Origin of the sequence: Lentzea sokolovensis (genome assembly GCF_033949975.1) — a bacterium.
Taxonomy (GTDB): domain Bacteria; phylum Actinomycetota; class Actinomycetes; order Mycobacteriales; family Pseudonocardiaceae; genus Lentzea; species Lentzea sokolovensis.
On sequence record NZ_JAXAVU010000013.1, the window covers coordinates 125,727 to 143,742 of the forward strand.

General features: G+C 68.5%; 21 protein-coding genes and 2 riboswitches. Of the genes, 11 read left to right on the forward strand and 10 right to left on the reverse strand.

The annotated features are described in order from the left end of the window. The first annotated feature begins 55 nt into the window (after window positions 1-55). The 6 genes from garA to gcvP all read left to right on the forward strand — a co-directional run bounded on the left by garA (window position 56) and on the right by gcvP (window position 6,855). Window positions 56-505: a glycogen accumulation regulator GarA gene (garA, locus tag SK854_RS31790; RefSeq protein ID WP_093604716.1), complete on the forward strand. Its 450-nt coding sequence runs from the start codon at window positions 56-58 to the stop codon at window positions 503-505. A gap of 33 nt (window positions 506-538) precedes the next feature. Beyond that, window positions 539-1,093, forward strand: a complete 555-nt coding sequence (locus tag SK854_RS31795; RefSeq protein WP_319978815.1) for a MerR family transcriptional regulator — start codon at window positions 539-541, stop codon at window positions 1,091-1,093. A gap of 150 nt (window positions 1,094-1,243) precedes the next feature. Further along, the gene (locus SK854_RS31800; RefSeq protein ID WP_030468959.1) at window positions 1,244-1,717 is read left to right on the forward strand and encodes a bifunctional nuclease family protein; all 474 of its coding nucleotides are present in this window, start codon (window positions 1,244-1,246) and stop codon (window positions 1,715-1,717) included. A gap of 304 nt (window positions 1,718-2,021) precedes the next feature. Further along, window positions 2,022-2,588: a MerR family transcriptional regulator gene (locus tag SK854_RS31805; RefSeq protein WP_030476305.1), complete on the forward strand. Its 567-nt coding sequence runs from the start codon at window positions 2,022-2,024 to the stop codon at window positions 2,586-2,588. 91 nt (window positions 2,589-2,679) lie between these two features. Further along, window positions 2,680-3,651 (forward strand): Clp protease N-terminal domain-containing protein, encoded by a 972-nt coding sequence (locus tag SK854_RS31810; RefSeq protein WP_319978816.1) that lies wholly within the window; start codon window positions 2,680-2,682, stop codon window positions 3,649-3,651. Window positions 3,652-3,707: 56 nt separating this feature from the next. Then, window positions 3,708-3,803, forward strand: a riboswitch (glycine riboswitch). Window positions 3,804-3,806: 3 nt separating this feature from the next. After that, window positions 3,807-3,914, forward strand: a riboswitch (glycine riboswitch). Window positions 3,915-3,963: 49 nt separating this feature from the next. Next, the gene (gene gcvP, locus SK854_RS31815) at window positions 3,964-6,855 is read left to right on the forward strand and encodes an aminomethyl-transferring glycine dehydrogenase (protein ID WP_319978817.1); all 2,892 of its coding nucleotides are present in this window, start codon (window positions 3,964-3,966) and stop codon (window positions 6,853-6,855) included. 47 nt (window positions 6,856-6,902) lie between these two features. On the opposite strand, the gene SK854_RS31820 is transcribed toward gcvP, so the two are convergent. From SK854_RS31820 to SK854_RS31835, 4 genes are read right to left on the reverse strand one after another with little or no spacing between them, the layout of a single operon-like run. After that, window positions 6,903-7,085: a hypothetical protein gene (locus tag SK854_RS31820; RefSeq protein ID WP_319978818.1), complete on the reverse strand. Its 183-nt coding sequence runs from the start codon at window positions 7,083-7,085 to the stop codon at window positions 6,903-6,905. A 12-nt stretch (window positions 7,086-7,097) separates the two neighbouring features. Continuing rightward, on the reverse strand, window positions 7,098-7,703 hold the full coding sequence (locus SK854_RS31825) for a class I SAM-dependent methyltransferase (RefSeq protein WP_319978819.1): 606 nt from the start codon (window positions 7,701-7,703) through the stop codon (window positions 7,098-7,100). Between the two features lie 11 nt (window positions 7,704-7,714). Next, window positions 7,715-8,374 carry a maleylpyruvate isomerase family mycothiol-dependent enzyme gene (locus SK854_RS31830; protein WP_319978820.1) on the reverse strand — a complete coding sequence of 220 codons (660 nt, stop codon included), beginning with the start codon at window positions 8,372-8,374 and terminating at the stop codon, window positions 7,715-7,717. 2 nt (window positions 8,375-8,376) lie between these two features. Next, window positions 8,377-8,754, reverse strand: a complete 378-nt coding sequence (locus tag SK854_RS31835; protein ID WP_319978821.1) for a DUF3224 domain-containing protein — start codon at window positions 8,752-8,754, stop codon at window positions 8,377-8,379. Between the two features lie 49 nt (window positions 8,755-8,803). Here SK854_RS31835 and SK854_RS31840 point away from each other — a divergent pair, with 49 nt between their 5' ends. After that, window positions 8,804-9,775 (forward strand): helix-turn-helix transcriptional regulator, encoded by a 972-nt coding sequence (locus SK854_RS31840; protein ID WP_319978822.1) that lies wholly within the window; start codon window positions 8,804-8,806, stop codon window positions 9,773-9,775. Next, window positions 9,763-10,575: an aldo/keto reductase gene (locus SK854_RS31845; protein WP_319978823.1), complete on the forward strand. Its 813-nt coding sequence runs from the start codon at window positions 9,763-9,765 to the stop codon at window positions 10,573-10,575. The genes SK854_RS31840 and SK854_RS31845 overlap by 13 nt, the downstream gene beginning before the upstream one ends. A 17-nt stretch (window positions 10,576-10,592) precedes the next feature. Here SK854_RS31845 and SK854_RS31850 read toward each other — a convergent pair whose 3' ends face one another. Both SK854_RS31850 and SK854_RS31855 read right to left on the reverse strand, forming a co-directional pair. Next, the gene (locus SK854_RS31850) at window positions 10,593-12,299 is read right to left on the reverse strand and encodes a substrate-binding domain-containing protein (protein ID WP_319978824.1); all 1,707 of its coding nucleotides are present in this window, start codon (window positions 12,297-12,299) and stop codon (window positions 10,593-10,595) included. Window positions 12,300-12,362: 63 nt separating this feature from the next. Next, entirely contained in the window at window positions 12,363-13,235 is an 873-nt protein-coding gene (locus SK854_RS31855) for a 3-methyladenine DNA glycosylase (RefSeq protein WP_319978825.1), read from the reverse strand. A 19-nt stretch (window positions 13,236-13,254) separates the two neighbouring features. Between SK854_RS31855 and SK854_RS31860 the strand changes: the two genes are divergently transcribed. Next, the gene (locus SK854_RS31860) at window positions 13,255-13,692 is read left to right on the forward strand and encodes an iron chaperone (RefSeq protein ID WP_319978826.1); all 438 of its coding nucleotides are present in this window, start codon (window positions 13,255-13,257) and stop codon (window positions 13,690-13,692) included. Here SK854_RS31860 and SK854_RS31865 read toward each other — a convergent pair. Together SK854_RS31865 and SK854_RS31870 are read right to left on the reverse strand one after the other, a co-directional pair. Continuing rightward, complete coding sequence (locus SK854_RS31865; RefSeq protein ID WP_093604692.1) at window positions 13,689-13,934, reverse strand: hypothetical protein; 246 nt, start codon at window positions 13,932-13,934, stop codon at window positions 13,689-13,691. The two genes, SK854_RS31860 and SK854_RS31865, sit on opposite strands and share 4 nt — an antisense overlap. Window positions 13,935-13,944: 10 nt before the next feature. Continuing rightward, the gene (locus tag SK854_RS31870) at window positions 13,945-14,373 is read right to left on the reverse strand and encodes a winged helix-turn-helix transcriptional regulator (protein WP_319978827.1); all 429 of its coding nucleotides are present in this window, start codon (window positions 14,371-14,373) and stop codon (window positions 13,945-13,947) included. Window positions 14,374-14,455: 82 nt separating this feature from the next. Between SK854_RS31870 and SK854_RS31875 the strand changes: the two genes are divergently transcribed. Both SK854_RS31875 and SK854_RS31880 read left to right on the forward strand, forming a co-directional pair. Next, window positions 14,456-15,112 (forward strand): SDR family oxidoreductase, encoded by a 657-nt coding sequence (locus SK854_RS31875; RefSeq protein WP_319978828.1) that lies wholly within the window; start codon window positions 14,456-14,458, stop codon window positions 15,110-15,112. 139 nt (window positions 15,113-15,251) lie between these two features. Continuing rightward, window positions 15,252-16,718: a multicopper oxidase family protein gene (locus tag SK854_RS31880; RefSeq protein ID WP_319978829.1), complete on the forward strand. Its 1,467-nt coding sequence runs from the start codon at window positions 15,252-15,254 to the stop codon at window positions 16,716-16,718. Here the strand turns inward: SK854_RS31880 and SK854_RS31885 are convergent. Together SK854_RS31885 and SK854_RS31890 are read right to left on the reverse strand one after the other, a co-directional pair. After that, complete coding sequence (locus SK854_RS31885) at window positions 16,715-17,398, reverse strand: hypothetical protein (RefSeq protein ID WP_319978830.1); 684 nt, start codon at window positions 17,396-17,398, stop codon at window positions 16,715-16,717. The two genes, SK854_RS31880 and SK854_RS31885, sit on opposite strands and share 4 nt — an antisense overlap. Next, complete coding sequence (locus SK854_RS31890) at window positions 17,382-17,972, reverse strand: dihydrofolate reductase family protein (RefSeq protein WP_319978831.1); 591 nt, start codon at window positions 17,970-17,972, stop codon at window positions 17,382-17,384. Before SK854_RS31890 ends, SK854_RS31885 begins: the two co-directional genes overlap by 17 nt. Window positions 17,973-18,016: the final 44 nt, after the last annotated feature.

Sequence of the window (18,016 nt, forward strand, 5' to 3'; positions counted from 1 at the left end):
CAACGCGATAGGTTTTACCGGAAGTGACGGATCCAGCAGCAGGAGGAGAGCTCAGGTGAGCACGAACGACGGCCCAGGCGTTCCGCCGGAGCAGTCCCCGGAGCGGACCTCCGTCTTCCGGGCGGACTTCCTCCAGGAGATGGAAGGCACCCCCGCCCCGGAGCCGGCTGTTGCCGGTGTTGACGCCCTTCCCGCCGGTTCCGCGCTGCTCGTGGTGAAGCGCGGCCCGAACGCCGGTTCCCGGTTCTTGCTGGACCGTGACACGACGAGTGCGGGGCGCCACCCCGACAGCGACATCTTCCTGGACGACGTGACGGTCTCGCGCCGCCACGCCGAGTTCCGCCGGGAAAGCGGTGAGTTCGTCGTCATCGACGTGGGCAGCCTCAACGGCACCTACGTCAACCGCGAGCCGGTCGACCAGGCCGTCCTCGCGAACGGCGACGAGGTTCAGATCGGCAAGTTCCGCCTCGTCTTCCTGACGGGTCCTGGCTCCGCGGGAGCCTGACGCGTGACGGCCGGGCGGCCACAACGCGGGGGCTTGAGCATCGGGGCTGTGCTCGCACAGCTTCGGCACGAGTTTCCCGACGTCACCATCTCCAAGATCCGCTTCCTGGAAGCGGAGGGGCTGGTCCGCCCGGCACGCACCGCCTCCGGCTACCGCCAGTTCGCCGTGGCGGACGTCGAGAGGTTGCGGTTCGTGCTGTCCGCACAACGGGACAGGTACCTGCCGCTCAAAGTGATCCGCGAGCAGCTCGACTCCGTCCCTGAGGACGCCACGTCGCTGTCGCGGTTCGATCTGCTGTCCCAGACCGGTTTCACCGCTGAGCAACTGTCCCAGCTCGAACGCGACGGTCTGCTGCGTCCCGGCCCCGGTGGCCGGTTCACCACGGAAGACATCACCGCGCTCCGCACGATCCGGACGATGACCGGGCTCGGCGTCGAGCGCGAGCACCTGCGCGCGGTCCGCGCGGCAGCGGACCACGAGGTGGTCGTGCTGAAGTCTTTCTCAGATCCCGAGACGGTTCGGGAATTGGCTGACCTGTTCACCTCGTTGCACACGTTGTTGGTGAGAGCGGGCTTGCGGCAGTCCTGATCTACCGGACAGGGGTGCAGTGTTGATCACTATCCACCCGCAACGATTGAGCACACGGCCCGCTTGGCGGGTAGCGTCGGACATGTACGCCGGGGGATGCTCGGGTGTGAACCGGGTCGTCCTCGAACGAACAGAGGGAGGCGAGGCCCGATGAGCGAAATGCGCGTCGTCGGCGTGCGGGTGGAGCTGCCCCAGAACCAGCCGATCCTTCTTCTGCGTGAAACCGAGGGCGAGCGGTACCTGCCGATCTGGATCGGCTCCGTCGAGGCCACGGCGATCGCGTTGGAGCAGCAGGGCGTTCGTCCTGCCCGTCCGCTCACCCACGACCTCCTCAAGGACGTCATCGGGGCGCTGGGGCGCAACCTCGAACAGGTCCGGATCACCGACCTGCAGGAGGGCACCTTCTTCGCCGAGCTCGTGTTCGACGGCGACGTGCGGGTGTCCGCGCGGCCGTCCGACTCGGTGGCTCTGGCGTTGCGGGTCGGCGTGCCGATCCACGCCGAGGAGTCCGTGCTGGCCGAGGCGGGCCTCATCATCCCGGACGAGCAGGAGGACGAGGTGGAGAAGTTCCGCGAGTTCCTCGACTCCGTCTCTCCAGAAGACTTCCGCGGAGCGGACACCTGAGTTTTCCGGGTGTCGCACTCCGTCTCGTATGGACCGTGAGTCAGTTCGTTTGGACGTCCCTCGATCGGACTACTTACGGTCGTTTTATTCGCTAAACGATCACTAAACGTCACCTGAACGTCCCAGTTCGGGTGACGGTATGACTCTCCACTTGAGGTTGAGGGTCGCAACTCCCCGCGCGTCGCGTTGACCAGCCCTCGGACCGGTCTTACCGTCGAACTCGAGTGGACGTCGCTGGTTCGCGTGAGCTGACGTAGCGGCTTGACGGTCATGAGTTTCGTGGCCGTTCCGAGGGGAGGCAGGCGTGGTCGAGGAAGCGCCCTTGCGGGCCGAATCCGGGCTGCAGGGTGAACTGTTCCCGGACTCCTCGCTGCCGGACGAGCTCGTCGGTTACCGAGGACCTGCGGCGTGTCAGATCGCGGGGATCACGTACCGGCAGCTCGACTACTGGGCAAGGACCGGGCTGGTCGCGCCGACGATAAGGATGGCGCACGGCTCCGGGAGCCAGAGGCTGTACTCCTTCAAGGACATCCTGGTGCTCAAGGTCGTGAAGCGGCTGCTGGACACCGGTGTCTCCTTGCAGAACATCAGGGTCGCTGTCGACCACCTGCGCCGCCGCGGCGTGCAGGACCTGGCGCGCATCACGCTGTTCTCCGACGGCACCACCGTCTACGAGTGCACCTCGCCGGAAGAGGTCGTCGATCTGCTGCAGGGTGGTCAGGGCGTGTTCGGCATCGCGGTCAGCGGTGCGATGCGCGAGATCTCCGGCACGATCCACGAGTTCCCGGCCGAACGTGCGGACGGCGTCGAGATCGCTCCGATGACCGAGGACGAGCTGACCCGCCGGCGTCGCGAGCGCGCCACCGGCTGATCGATCGGCACGGTGAACGTGGCCGACTGGCGCTGTGGGATGGCCGGTCGGCAGCAGCGATCGGACCCTGCCGATCTCTAGCGTCTCAGGCATGACGATCACCCCCTCCTATCAGGTCGTGAAGGTGCTGGAAGCGGCGGCGCAGCGCGCGCTCCGGCTGGAGTTCGGCTTCCTCGGCACCGAGAACCTGCTGATCTCGCTGATCGACACCATCGGACCCGGACGCAAGCTCGGCGTGAAGTCGCTGCGGGCCCAGGCGATGGCGCGGGGGCCGGAGCACTGGGCCGACGAGGACGGTGGCGTCGTTCCCGAGGCTCATCCTGACGTCACGGCGTTGGTGAACGTCGCCTGCGACCGCCTTGACGTCGAGACCGTGCCGCCCGTCAGCCGTGCGCTGGAGGAGTGTCTGCTCTCGGCGTTCGCCCAGGCCGGTGACGGCGTGCTGACCACCACCCACCTCTCGCTGGCGTTGCTGGAGCAGGGTTCCGGTCGTGCCGCCGACCTGTTCGTGCTGCGCGGAGTGGACGTCGACGCGACGGCCGCCGCTGTGCGAGCGGATGCCGCGCGAACCCACGCGGAGATCGAGGAAGCGCCCGCCGTGCGGTTGCTGCGCAAGGCGGGAGCGTTGGAAGGGGAGTCCGGCGGCGGGTACGTGCGCTGGCTGATGCGCTGGATCGCCCGCGGCCAGGGACTGGGCGGTCCGGTGCTGACCGTCGTGCGCAACGAGGCAGGACGGCTGGCCGTGGCCGCGAGACGAGACGTCTCGTCTCGGGATCTGGTGGAGGCGGTGCTGACGGTCGACCGCCAGCTGAAGGTGGCGGGCAGGAAGCTGAAGCCGGAGTTCGAGTCGGGCGGGGCGGCGGCGTTGCGCGAGGCGGGGATCGACCCGGCCGCGTTACCCGTCAGCGGCGGCAAGGTGGAGCGTGCGATGGAACGCGCGAAGCTCGTCGCGGCCCGGCGCGGAGACGACGTCGTGGGCACCACGCACCTGCTGGTGGCGTTGCGTGACGACCCTTCTGACCCGCTGTCCGGAGCGTTGTCCGGTCTTGGCACTGAGATGTAGGTCGCGTCCCTGGGGACTAGCGGGGCTGCCTGCGGGTATTCTTCTCGGGTAGTCGCTGAACTCTGGCGGGAGAGACCGGGTTTCGAGCCCGGCGCCGAAGGAGCAAGTCCCTCCCCGGGAACCTCTCAGGCATCCAGGACCGCCGAGCGAGACGCCTCTGGAAAGTGGATCGCCAGATGTTCTTCTGGGGATCCCGCCGACGGTGAAAGCCCATCCTGACCGGTGGGTGAACCTCTCAGGCGCCCTTCGGGGTACGGACAGAGCGGGGAGGGCACCAGGACACGTGTGCCCGCAGCCCCCCGGAGGCGTTTGATGACGCAGGACCGCATTCCGCTCGCAGCTCTCGAGCACGGCACCCCGTTCGCCGACCGCCACGTCGGTCCGCGCCCCGCCGAACTCGCGCGCATCCTCGACGTCATCGGCGTCGGGTCGCTCGAGGAGCTCGCGCAGCACGCGGTGCCTTCGTCCATCCACGAGCGCGACCTCGTGCTGGACCTGCCCGCTCCGGCCACCGAGACCGAGGCGCTCGCGGAGCTGCGTGAGCTCGCGTCGCAGAACCGCCCGATGACGCAGATGATCGGCCTCGGCTACTACGACACCGTGACGCCGGGCGTGATCCTGCGCAACGTTCTCGAGTCGCCTGCCTGGTACACCGCGTACACGCCGTACCAGCCGGAGATCTCGCAGGGCCGTCTCGAGGCGCTGCTGAACTTCCAGACCATGGTCGGCGACCTGACCGGCCTGCCGGTCGCGAACGCGTCCATGCTGGACGAGTCGACCGCCGCCGCCGAGGCGATGACGCTGGTGCGCCGCGCCGGCAAGTCCAAGTCGAACAAGTTCGTCATCGACGCCGACACGCTGCCGCAGACGCTGGCCGTCATCGAGACGCGCGCCGAGCCGCTGGGCATCGAGATCGTCGTCGCCGACCTGTCGCAGGGCATCGAGGGCCTCGGCCTGGGCGGCGACTTCTACGGCGTGCTGCTGTCCTACCCCGGCGCCTCCGGCGTCGTGCGCGACCAGGCCGCGTTGATCGAGGAGATCCACGCCGCCGGCGCGCAGGCCGTCGTCGTCGCCGACCTGCTGGCGCTGACGCTGCTGCGCGCGCCGGGCGAGATCGGCGCGGACGTCGTCGTCGGCACCACGCAGCGCTTCGGCGTGCCGATCGGCTTCGGCGGCCCGCACGCCGGCTACATGGCCGTCCGGTCCGGTCTGGAGCGTCAGCTGCCCGGCCGTCTCGTCGGTGTCTCCGTCGACTCCGACGGCTCGCTGGCCTACCGGCTCGCGCTGCAGACGCGTGAGCAGCACATCCGCCGTGAGAAGGCCACGTCGAACATCTGCACCGCGCAGGTGCTGCTGGCCGTGATCGCGTCCATGTACGCCGTCTACCACGGTCCCGAGGGCCTGCGGTCGATCGCGACCCGCGTGCACCGCCTGGCCACCGTGCTCGCCACGGGCCTGTGCGAGGCCGGTCTCGACGTCGTGCACGGCGAGTTCTTCGACACCGTCCAGGTCCGCGTTCCCGGTGAGGCCGCCGCCGTCGTCGAGAAGGCTCGCGAGGCCGGCATCAACCTCCGCAAGGTCGACGAGGACGTCGTGGCAATCGCTTGCGACGAGAAGACCACGCGCGCACACATCGTCGCCGTGTGGGAGGCCTTCGGTGTCACCGGGTCCGATGTGGACGCGATCGACGCCGACACCGCCGACGGCATCCCGGGCGACCTGCGCCGCACCTCGGACTACCTGACCCACCCGGTCTTCCACGCGCACCGCTCCGAGACCGCGCTGCTGCGCTACCTGCGCGCGCTGTCCGACAAGGACGTCGCGCTGGACCGCAGCATGATCCCGCTCGGTTCCTGCACGATGAAGCTGAACGCCACCGCGGAGATGGAGTCCATCACGTGGCCGGAGTTCTCGACGCTGCACCCGTTCGCGCCCGCCGAGGACGCCAAGGGTCTGCTGAAGATCGTGTCCGACCTGGAGGAGTGGCTCGCCGAGGTCACCGGCTACGACGCGGTGTCGTTGCAGCCCAACGCCGGTTCGCAGGGTGAGTTCGCCGGTCTGCTGGCGATCCGCGCCTACCACCGCGCGAACGGCAACGCCGACCGCGACGTCTGCCTGATCCCGTCGTCCGCGCACGGCACCAACGCCGCGTCCGCCGTCATGGCCGGCATGCGCGTCGTCGTCGTGAAGTGCGACGACAAGGGCAACATCGACATGGGCCACCTGCGCACGACGGTCGCGGAGCACGCCGACGACCTCGCCGCGATCATGATCACCTACCCGTCGACCCACGGCGTGTACGAGGACACCGTCCGCGAGGTCTGCGGCCTGGTCCACGACGCGGGCGGCCAGGTGTACGTCGACGGCGCGAACCTCAACGCGTTGATCGGCCTGGCCCGCTACGGCAAGTTCGGCTCGGACGTCTCGCACCTGAACCTGCACAAGACGTTCTGCATCCCGCACGGCGGCGGTGGTCCCGGCGTCGGCCCGATCGGCGTGAAGTCCCACCTCGCCCCGTTCCTGCCGAACCACCCGCTGCAGCCGACGGCGGGACCGGCCACCGGCGTCGGCCCGATCTCGGGCGCCCCGTGGGGTTCCGCGTCGATCCTGCCGATCTCGTGGGCGTACGTGCGCATGATGGGCGGCGACGGCCTGCGCCGCGCGACCCTGACCGCGGTGGCCGCCGCGAACTACGTGGCCCGCCGCCTCGACGAGCACTACCCGGTCCTCTACACCGGCGAGGGCGGCTTCGTGGCCCACGAGTGCATCCTCGACCTGCGCCCGATCACCAAGGCCACCGGCGTGACGGTGGACGACGTGGCCAAGCGCCTCGCGGACTACGGCCTGCACGCCCCGACCATGTCGTTCCCGGTCGCCGGCACGCTGATGGTCGAGCCGACCGAGTCCGAGGACCTGGCCGAGATCGACAGGTTCATCGACGCCATGATCGCCATCAAGCACGAGATCGACCGCGTCGGCGCCGGCGACTGGCCCGTCGAGGACAACCCGCTGCGCAACGCCCCGCACACCGCGGCCTGCGTGACCGTCGGCGAGTGGAACCACCCGTACACCCGCGAGGAGGCCGTGTACCCGGCCGGTACCGGTGCTCCGAAGATCTGGCCGCCCGTCCGCCGCATCGACGGCGCGAAGGGTGACCGCAACCTGGTCTGCTCCTGCCCGCCGCTCGAGGCGTACAGCAGCTGATCTGAGTCAGTGAGAAAACGGGCGCGCTCGGGGGTGCGCCCGTTTTCTCATGCCCCGACGGGGCAGGCGTCGTCGCCGCAGTTCTCGTCCACGCTCAGGCCCGGCTTGTTCAGGTCGTGCTCGAACGCGAAGTGGAAGCAGTCGGGGTGCATTCGCTCGAAGAGCTCGAAGTCTTCCCGTTCCAGCTCGACCGTCTCGCCGCACCGCTGACACGTCTGTTCATCTGACACGGTCAGATCGTCTCACCCGCGCCGCGCGAACAGGACCGCGCCGTCGGTGCCCAGCAACCACTGCGCCTCGACGGTGAACCCCGCCTCCCGCAGCCACTCCGCCACGCGCTCGGGCTTGCGCAGATGAACGTGCACGCGCATCGGATGCCCGCCGTAGCCCTGCGTCTTCAGCCGTGACTCGTCGCCGACGTGAAAACCGAGCTGCAGCAACCCGTCCGGCCGCAACGCCCGGTGGAAGTGCTCGAAGACGGCCGGCACCTCGTCGTCCGGCACGTGGATCAGCGACCACCAGGCGATGATCCCGCCGACCGAGTCGCCGAGCGGCTCGGTCATCGACCCCACCTCGAACCGCAGCCCGGGATGGTTCCGCCGGGCCAGCGAGATCATCGCGGGGGAGAGGTCGATCCCGAACGCGTCCACGCCGAGCCCGTTCAGGAGCGCCGTGATGGCACCGGGCCCGCAGCCGACGTCCGCGACGGGCCCGCGCACCTCCTCGGCGAACAACCGCAGCGCCGCCCGCAGGTGCGGGAGGCCGTCCAGGAGATCGCGCGTTTGCTCGGCATAGCTGACCGAGACCGTGTCGTAGGAGTCGCGTGTGTCCGTCAACCAGTCGCTCACGCCGAGGGAAGTTACTCCTCGAACGGCTCCGGGCGGTGCCGCCCGAAGAGTGCCAGCGCGGCGATCCACGTGTCCGGATCGCCGTCCCAGTCCATGGCCTTGATCTGGTCGGCCGACCGCCGCCCGCCGATGGCCCGCATCAGCTCGAACGACGTGGTCCGCAACGTCCCGACCGGCTCGCCGTGCCCCAGGACGCGGTCCCCGTGCTCCAGCGTGATCCGCAACGCCGGCACGTCGTTCTCCCGCATCCGCTGGTCGAGCTCCTGCAACGGCCGCACCAGCGCCGCCCGCACCTCCACGCCGTCCCGATCGCCCGGAACCCCCAGCGCCGCGCGGAGGTCGTGCTCGTGCGCGATCACCTCGGACACGAGGATCGGCCCCATCGGGGTGTCGAACAACGGCTGGACCAGCGCGAGGTTCGCGTCCCACTCGGCGAAGGCGTCCTGCAGCGAGTTGTCGCGGCGGTCGCGGACCTGCCGTTCTCCCCACTCGCCGGACTCGACGCCGTCGAACCGGCGGTCCGCGAAGTCGCGCAGACCGCCGGCGAGGTGCGCCACCACGTCCTTGACCGACCAGCCGGGCGTCGCCGCGACCGGCGTCTGCGGATCACGCCCCTCGACGAGTGAGGTGATCCGGGTCTTGGCCGCGTCGTAGACGGGGGCGTTGGTCATCGTCAGACCTCGTACTCCAGGGTGTAGGTGCCGTTGCCATCCTCCGCCCAGTCCACCGTCACCGCACCTCGCGCGTTCAGGTACTTCCCGGTGCCGTCGACGATCTCGATGACGGCCTCCACAGAGGACCGGTACGCGCCGACGTGCCGCAGCACCAGCGTGCCCTCGTCGGCCACGATCTCCTCCAGCGCGGTCGTCCACGCCACGTCGTCGCCGTAGTACATGAGGTACCGGCAGCTGCCGACGCCGCTGACGTCGCCCGTGTAGCCGAACTGGACGTGCGCCTCGGTCAGCTTGCGTCCCTCGACCTCCTTGTAGGACCGGCCGTCCCAGGTCTTCTCGTCCCAGCTCTTCACTTCGATGGTTCCGGTTGCCTTCATGCGGACCACTCTGCTGGCTATTCCTGACAGATCGTGTCAGGTTTGAGGAATGAAATCCGGCAGGCTCCTCCAGGTCCTCCTGCTCCTGCAGTCCCGGGGCCGGATGACGGCCGACGAGCTGGCGTCCGAACTGGAGGTCTCGCCGCGCACGATCTACCGCGACGTCGAGGCCCTCTCGGCTTCCGGCATCCCGATCTACGCCGACCGGGGTCCGGCCGGCGGTTACCAGCTGGTCGACGGCTACCGCACCCGGCTGACCGGCCTGACGACCGACGAGGCGCAGTCGCTGTTCCTCGCCGGGCTGCCCGGACCCGCCGAGGCGCTGGGGCTGGGGGAGTTCGCGGCCGCCGCCCAGCTCAAGCTCCTCGCCGCGCTGCCGACCGAACTGCGCGACCGGGCCGACCAGATCCGGCAGCGGTTCCACCTCGACACCCCGACGTGGTTCCGCGGCGACGAACCGACCGAGCACCTCGCCACGATCGCGGACGCAGTGTGGGAGCAACGGCGCGTGCGGATGACCTACCAGCGTTGGGGCAACCAGACCGTCGAACGCGAGGTCGACCCGTACGGACTCGTGCTGAAGGCGGGCACCTGGTACTTCGTCGGCAGCGGCCGCACCTACCGCGTCTCGCGCGTGCTGTCCCTTCAGGCCACACAGGACTCGTTCGAACGTCCTGGAGAGTTCGACCTCGCGCAGTACTGGGCGGAGTGGTCGCTGGAGTTCGAGGCCCGCATGTACGGCGAACGCGTCACGGTCCGCATGACGCGTGCCGGACTCGACAAGTCCCAGTACCTGCTCAGCGGCTACCAGGCCCGCGTCATTCGAGACGCCGCACCGGAACCTGGTGAGGAGTTCGGCTTCCCCACGGAGTCGCACCGGCACGTCTTCGCTGACCTGCTCAAATTCGGTGCGGACGTGGAAGTCTTGGCGCCAAACGAAGTAAGACGAGAACTCGTCGAAACAATCAAGGCGATGCAGGACGTCTACAACGATGCGAAGCTACCCGCATGGTTCCGCTGATTGCGTTGAACAACGGAGTACGGATCCCTCAACTCGGCTTCGGCGTCTACCAGGTGCCGGAGCAGCAGGTGGCCGGCGCGGTCACGACCGCCATCGAGGCCGGCTACCGCAGCATCGACACCGCTGCCGCCTACGGAAACGAGTCCGGTGTCGGCGACGCCATCGCCGGCGTCCCCGACCTGTTCATCACGACCAAGCTGTGGAACGCCGACCAGGGCCACGACTCCACGCTGCGCGCCTTCGACGAGAGCATGCGGCGCCTGCGCCGCGACGTGCTCGACCTCTACCTCATCCACTGGCCGACGCCCAAACGCGACCTGTACGCCGAGACGTGGCGTGCGCTGGAACGGCTCTACGCCGACGGCCGCGTACGCGCGATCGGCGTGTCCAACTTCCACACCGCGCACCTGCAGCGGCTGTTCGACGAGTTCCCGACCACTCCGGCGGTGAACCAGATCGAGCTGCATCCGTTGCTGCAACAGGAAGAGATGCGCAAGGTGCACGTGACGCACCGCATCGTCACCGAGGCGTGGTCGCCGCTCGGGCAGGGCGCGTTGCTGCGCGAGCCCGACATCGTCGGCCTGGCCGAGAAGTACGGCAAGACGCCGGCCCAGATCGTGCTGCGCTGGCACGTCCAGCTCGGCATCGTCGTGATCCCGAAGTCCGTCACGCCCTACCGGATCAAGGAGAACATCGACATCTTCGACTTCGAGCTGGCCCAGGACGACATGCTCGTGATCACCGAGCTCGACAACGGCACCCGCACCGGCCCGGACCCCGACCGCTTCAACGCCGCCTAGGCGCGAGCCGCGCTCGGTCAGGCCTTCGTCGACAGCACCTGACCGAGCGCCGCCTCCACGCCGTCCACGTTCTCCACCACCGACACCGACCCGCCGGTCGTCTGCGCGATGTCCGTCAGCGCCGCCTTGTCGACGTCGCCGCCGATCGCGATGAAGCTGACCGGCAGGTCCGTTCCGTGCAGCTGCGACTTCAGCGCCGCCAGGTCGATCCCGCCGTCCGAGGTGCCGTCGGTGATCACCACGACCCGGTTGACCCGCCCGGCCACGAACCCGTCGTGCGCGGTCTCGTAGCAGGCCGCGAGCGCGCTGTAGAGCTGTGAGCCCTCCGCGGTCTTGAGCGCGTCGATCGACCTGCGCAACGCGTCGCGCTTGTCGGTGACGGGCCCGGTCGCGACCAGTTGCTTGTGCGGTTTCGAACCGTCGAGGTCGCGGGCGAACTCCCACAGCCCGAACGAGCCCGACACGGATCGGTCGATCTGGCCGCGCAGGGCCGCCTTCACCTTGTCCAGCCGGGGTTTCATCGACGTGGACACGTCCGTCAGCACCGTGACGACCTGCCCGCCGCGGTCCGCCGACGCCCAGGCAGAGGAGATCTGCTGCGTGGTCGTCGCGTCGGCGGCGACGAGGTTCTCCGTGACGGGGGACCAGGACACGCCCGGCGAGGGCGACGGGCGGTCCTGAGTGGACTCGACGCGCAACCCGCCGCGCGCCAGGATGGCCTGCTGGCCCGGTTCGGTCATGAAGTCGCGGAACGCCTGCGCCGCACGCACTTCCGCCTCGCCGACCTCGGTGCCGCCCAGCGCCACGTACGGGAAGTCGGCCACCGGGGCCGGTCCTGCCGGCAGCACACCGACCAGGGGCTTCGACGGGGCTTCCTTGCCCGTGTTGTGCTTGAACAGGTCCACTTCGAACACCGGCGTGGCGGAGAAGCCGGCGGCGTTGACCGTCGCGCTGTCACCCAGGCGCCGCAAGGCGTCGCGCGTCGTCGGCGGCACCTCCGGCGGCACGGTGGCCGCGAGCTTCGTCAGCGCGGACTTCGAGGCGTCCGAGCCGAGCGACTCAGGCGTGACGGGACCCACGCCACCGGCCAGTGCCGACTGGATCGCGAGCGCGGACGCCGTGTTCGCCGCCGGGTCGGGCATCGCGACGCTGAACCGGCCCCAGGACTGGCCGTACTTGCTCCAGTCCGTCACCCCGGGCATGTCCGACCAGCGGAAGTCCTTCAACACCGGCGCGGCGGCCTCAGGAGCCGCGAGCAGCACCGGTGACGTGCCGACGGACTTCGGCGCCGAGCCGACCAGCTTCGCGTTCAGCGCGGTCAGCCGGTTCGCCCAGAGCGTCGAGTCGGGCAGCCACGCGTGGGGCCGCTTGCCGAGCTTCGACTCGTCCCAGGTCGTCGTCAGGCCTTCCAGCACCGCGGAGGAGTCCGCGGAAGTCACTTCGATCGCGATGCAGTGGTCGTACACAACGGGCCGTGTCGCGCTGTATGCGCGTGCGACGTCCCGGACTGCCTCGGCAACGCTTGGCGTCACGGAGACGCGCAGCACCGAGTCACCCTCGCTGCAGCTTTGGGCCAGGGCCTGCGAACGCTTGTCGAGCACTCCGCCGGCCCACGACAGTGCGAGCCAGCTGAGGCCAAGCAGCACCACGAGCACGACGATGAGCACGGGCCACTTGGCGATTCCGCGCTTCACCTTCGCCCGCAGAGTGCGGTGTCGAGACATCGATCCCTCACAACTACTCAGCGGCCCCCGACGACCGCCAATCACGCTAACAGGTGAACTTCGTCAGCGAAGTGAAGTCACTCCATGTATCGACTGGCAAACGAAGATGAGCCGTTCTCGCAACGGTCGTGCCTGCTCAGCGAACTCGGCCTGCCGCCGCGCGTACTCCGCACGCCCCTCCGGCGTCTCGATCCGCACCGGCCCGTACCCGAGTCCCGCCAGGTCGTACGGGGAGGCCTGCATGTCGAGTTCGCGCACGTCAGCGGCCAGTTCGAAGCAGTCCGCGACCAGATCTGACGGTGTAGCGGGTTCCAGTTTATAGGCCCACTTGAACAGATCCATGTTCGCGTGCAGGCACCCGGGTTGTTCGTTCAGCAACTGATCGTCGCGAGTGGGCTGCAGAGCGTTACGCGGCCGAGCGGGTGGCGTGAAGAACCGGAACGCGTCGAAGTGCCCGCACTGGATCCGGCTCGCCTCGACCACCTCGTCCGTGCCGTCACTGCCCAGGCGCAACGGCCACGCGTTGTGCCGGATCTCCTCCGGCTGCTGCCGGTAGACCATCGCCCACTCGTGCAGTCCGAAACAACCGAGCCGGGCAGGGCGGCTGAGCGTCGCCGTGAGCAACGCTTGCACGAACTCCAGAGTCTTGGCCCGTTGCCCGACGAAGCTCTCGACGTCGAGCGTGACGCCGTCTTCGGTGGCTTTGTAGTGCGGAAACTCCAGGTACTCCGCCGCGTCCTCCAGGACGACGCCGGGCCCTGGATGCCACCGTTCGAGCCGCACGGGCCGATGGCTGTAGTAGGTGAAGAGGAAGTCCATCACCGGGTGCTTCTCTTTGCGAAGCTTCCGCTCCTGATGCGGCCCCGTGAACCGGCGTACGCGCGCGACGTGCGAATCGCGCAGTTCGTGCCATTGGGCTCGGGACAGGACCTTCACGAGCGATTACCGTACGCGCATGGTGCAGAGCCAAGCCTCGACGGTCGACCAGTATCTCGCAGAACTCCCTGATGAGCGGCGTGCCGAGGTCGAGACCGTGCGCGAAGTGATTGTCGCGAACCTCCCCAGCGGCTACGTCGAGGCGATGATGTGGGGGATGATCACCTGGTCCGTGCCGATGGAGGTGAGCGGCCCCACCTACAACAAGCAGCCGCTCAGCTACGTCGCCCTGGCGGCCCAGAAACGCCACTACTCCGTCTACCTGACCACGGTGACGGGCGAGGGCGAGGAGTCGTTCCGCTCCAGGTACGAGGCCACCGGCAAGAAGCTCGACATGGGCAAGAGCTGCGTGCGCTTCAAACGCTCCTCCGACCTCGCCCTCGACGTCATCGGAGACGAGATCGCCAGCGTGCCGGTCGACGCGTTCCTCGCCTGGTACCGCACGGTCAAGCCCTAGAGGGGCGGCACGAGCCCGGTGAACGTCCGCGCGCCGGCGCAGTGCGGGCACTCCCGCCCGTTGTCCACGGTCCGCGGCGCGCCACCGATGATCGCGAGCGTCGGCGCGGCGATGTAGCTCGCACCCCCGCACAGGTGACAGACCGTGCGCGGCTCAGGCGTGACGGCGAAGAGGTCGTCCGGGTCTTCCTCGTCCTCGAAGTCGTCGTCCTCGGCGAACTCGTCCTCGTCGTCCTCACTCATGCCACCCAACTTAGTGGGTCAGCTCCGCCGCACGAGTGAGCGACTCCGGCGTCGCCTCCTCGCCGCACGCCGCGCACACGACGCGTGGCTCCAGCACGGCGCCGCACGAGTGCTCCCACACGAGGGGGAGGGGGCCCTCGGTCACGTAGGTGTCGCCCCACTCCTTGAGCACGAGCATCACGTTGTGCAGTGCACGGCCCGTGTCCGTGAGCAGATATTCGTGCCGCGGCGGGTGCTCGGAGTACTGGTGCTTCTCCAGCACGCCGGACGCGACCAGCTTCTTCAGTCGCACGGTCAGCACGTCGCGGGAGGCGCCGGTGTTCGCGGCGATCTGGTCGAAGCGGGTGCTGCCGAGGAAGACCTCGCGCAACGCCAGCAGCGACCAGCGCTCGCCCACCACCTCCAGCGCGTTCGCGATGGAACAGGTTCGAGGGGCCATGTGACCATCCTATCAGTGAGTTGGCAAATCCAACTTACCTCGCTAACGTGAGTTGGGAAAGCCAACTTAGGAGGTAGGGGTCATGGACTTCAACGGTGCGGCGGTGCTGGTGACCGGAGCCAACCGCGGGCTCGGCAGGGCGTTCGCGCAGGAGCTCGTGAAGCGCGGGGCGAAGGTCTACGGCGGTGCGCGCAATCCGGCGTCCGTTGTGGACGAGGGCGTCGTCCCGGTCCAGCTGGACGTGACCGACGACGCTTCCGTGGAGGCCGCGGCGAAGGAGCTCGGGGACGTCTCGATCGTCATCAACAACGCCGGCGTCACCGGTCCCGGCGACGGAGTTGACAGCATCAAGTCAGAATTCGAGGTCAACTTCTACGGGCTCGTCCGCACGACGGACGCGTTCGCGCCCATTCTGAAAGCCAATGGCGGCGGCACTCTCGTCAACGTGCTGAGCATCCTGTCGTGGCTCGGCTATCCGGCGGCTCGTGGCTACGCGGCGTCCAAGGCGGCGGCGTGGTCGTTCACGAAGTCCACGCGGGATGCGTTGCGGGAGCAGGGAACCAGTGTGGTCGGTGTGCACGTCGGCTACATCGACACCGACATGGCGGCGCACGTCGAGGGGCCCAAGGTCGCGCCGGAGGATGTCGTTTCCCAAGTACTGCAAGCGATTCAGAACGGTGATGACGAGGTGCTCGCGGACGACGGCACCCGTGCGGTGAAGGCCTCACTGGCCTCTTGAGACAGTCGGCTCTGCACACGTGAGCCCAACTCGGAACTAGGTGTTACCCCCGATCGCCCGGCGTAGGTTTCCGCCGCATCCAACCGCTGCGGGAGCGTTCTCCTGATCGCATCCGCCTGGGGCGCTTAGGGGAACAGTGATGCTCAACAGACGAGGTGTGCTCGCCGCGGGCGGAATCGCGGCGGGAGTGTTCGGGGTGCCGAAGCTGCTCGCGCCGGCCGAGGGGCACGAGAGCACGACGCACGCCGCGCACGAGCCGGTGGCGTTCCAGGAGTCGAAGACTTTTTCGGGCACCAGACCGGAAATAGTCCCGTGGACACGCCCGATGCCCGTCCCGCCGGTGCTCAAGCCGCTGGTCTCCACCTCGAAGCAGGAGATCTACCAGCTCTCGATCGAACGCACGACCGCCGAGATCCTGCCCGGCCTGCAGTCGCCGGTCATGGGCTTCGGCGGTCAGTTCATCGGCCCGACGATCAAGGCGAAGACGGGCCGCAAGACCCTGATCATGTTCCAGAACAAGATGGACGAGGCCGCGAACGTCCACCTGCACGGCGGCCACGTGCCACCCGAGCACGACGGCCACCCGAAGGACCTCATCGATCCCGGCCGCACCCGCCTCTACCTCTACCCGAACGCCCAACAGGGCGCGACCCTCTGGTACCACGACCACAGCCACGGCACCGAGGCCGCGCACGTCTACTTAGGACTGCACGGCGCCTACGTGATCGAGGACGACTCCGAACGGGGCCTGAACCTCCCCTCCGGCGCCTACGACGTCCCGATCATGCTGCGCGACATCCAGTTCGACGACAGCGGCAACATCGTGGTCTTCGACGACCCGAGCAAGCGCACCACGGTCCTCGCCAACGGCGCGCCCCAGCCCTACTTCGAGGTCGCCGCCCGCAAGTACCGCTTCCGCCTGATCAACACGGCCAACCAGCGGATCTTCCACCTCAGGCTGACCGGCGACAAGTTCACCCGCATCGGCTCCGACGGCGGTCTGTACGCCAACTCCGTGGAGGCGGAGGAACTGCTCCTCTCCTCGGCCGAACGCGCCGACGTCGTCATCGACTTCTCGAAGTACCCGGTGGGCTCGAAGGTGACGCTGACCGACTCCGTGGGCGGTGAGATCCTCCGCTTCGACGTGGTCCGCCGAGCGTCCGACTCCAGCCGCGTCCCGGCCGACCTGCGCCCGCTGCCCGCGCTGCCGCTGTCCACAGTGGACCGCGAGGTCGACCTTTTCTACGTCTTCAAGCCCAACGACCGCCCGGACGGCGTGATCAACGGCAAGGTCTTCGACATGGACCGCGTCGACTTCACCATCAAACGCGGCGCCACCGAGACCTGGCTCATCAAGAGCTCCGACCCGGCCGGTGTGAAGCACAACTTCCACCTGCACCTCGTGCAGTTCCGCGTGCTGGAACGCAACGGCGGCCCGCCCCACCCGAGCGACGCGGGCCTCAAGGACACCATCCCGATCACGGCGGGGGAGACGGTGAAGGTGCAGGCGACGTTCACCGGCTACACCGGCCGCTACGTCTACCACTGCCACTTCCTCGAACACTCGTGGATCGGCATGATGGCGCAGCTGGAGATCGTTCCCTAGTCCTCGATCGTGCGCTCGAAGTAGCGGGCGCTCACCGAGAGGACGAGCACGAACTGATGCCTGCTCGTGAGGTCGCGGTAGACCTGCTCGCGGTCGACTTCCGCGGCCTCGCGGTGCAGGGGCTCCCCAGACGTCCGCGTGGCGCTGAACCCCGGCGGCACCTTGCCGGCCTCGGCCCAGCTCAGCCTCACCGTCCACGACTGGTCGCCGATGTACCTGCCGTACACGACGGGTGGCACGTGCGACACGTCGTAATCGGGTTTGTGCGTCTGCCGGAAGAAGCGGATCGCCGCGGACAGGGCTTCGTCCGACTTCGGCCAACCGGCGGCGACGAGCGCGTCGTTGACCGCCTGCGTGCGCTCCGCGAAGTCGCCGTCGAAGCCGTAGTACCGGGTCGTCTGCCAGTCGCAGCTCACCCTCCACGACTGGTGGGGGAAGAAGCCCTTGCTGTCCTCCGCCTGCATGCCGCAGGCGTCCTCGGTCGCTTCGGCCCCGCGTTCGAGCCACGTCAGGGCGTCGTTCGCGGCGAGCGTCGGCGCGGCCGCACCGGGCAACGCGGCCCGCACCGGCCCCAGTTGCGGTGGCTTCACGAGTTGTTCCGCCTCCGCCCGCGGGTCCTGACCCGCGCACGCCGCCACGAAGACCAGCGGCAGCAGCGCCGCCTTACGCATCCACCCCATACTTGACTTTGTAGCGCAGGTGCGTGACCGAGGTGCTCTCAACGACCGAGATCGGTCCGTCCAGCTCGTATCCCTTGCCGGGCGCGAAGAACGGCGTGCCTCCGCCGAGGATCACCGGCACGAGGTCGAGGAAGATCTCGTCCACCAGGCCCGCGTCGATGGCCTGCCGCGCGATCTCGCCGGAGTTCAGGCCGACGACCTTCTCGCCCGCGTGCTTCTGCGCCACCGCGACGGCCTCCTCGATGCCGCCGGTGACGAACGTGAAGTGCTCGGTGTCCTCCAACGGCCGATGGGTGAGCACGACGGTGTGCACGCCCATCGGGTGCCGGCCACCCCAGCCATTCGTGAAGTCGTAGAGCTTGCGCCCGACCACCAACGCGCCGGTCGCCTGGATCAGCCCGCCGAAGTAGGCGGCGCTGGCCGGCGTGAGGTGGACGGTCATGGCGCCGGTCGGGACCGTGAACGCCACGTCACCGGCCTCGTACCAGGCGAACAGCTTGTCGAAGCCGGAGAAGTCCGGGCCAGAGACATAACCGTCGATCGAGGTGCTGGCGCCCGTGTAGACCTTGCCCATCTTGTGCCTCCCTGTGTCGTGTTCCTTCACAGGTACGTCGAACA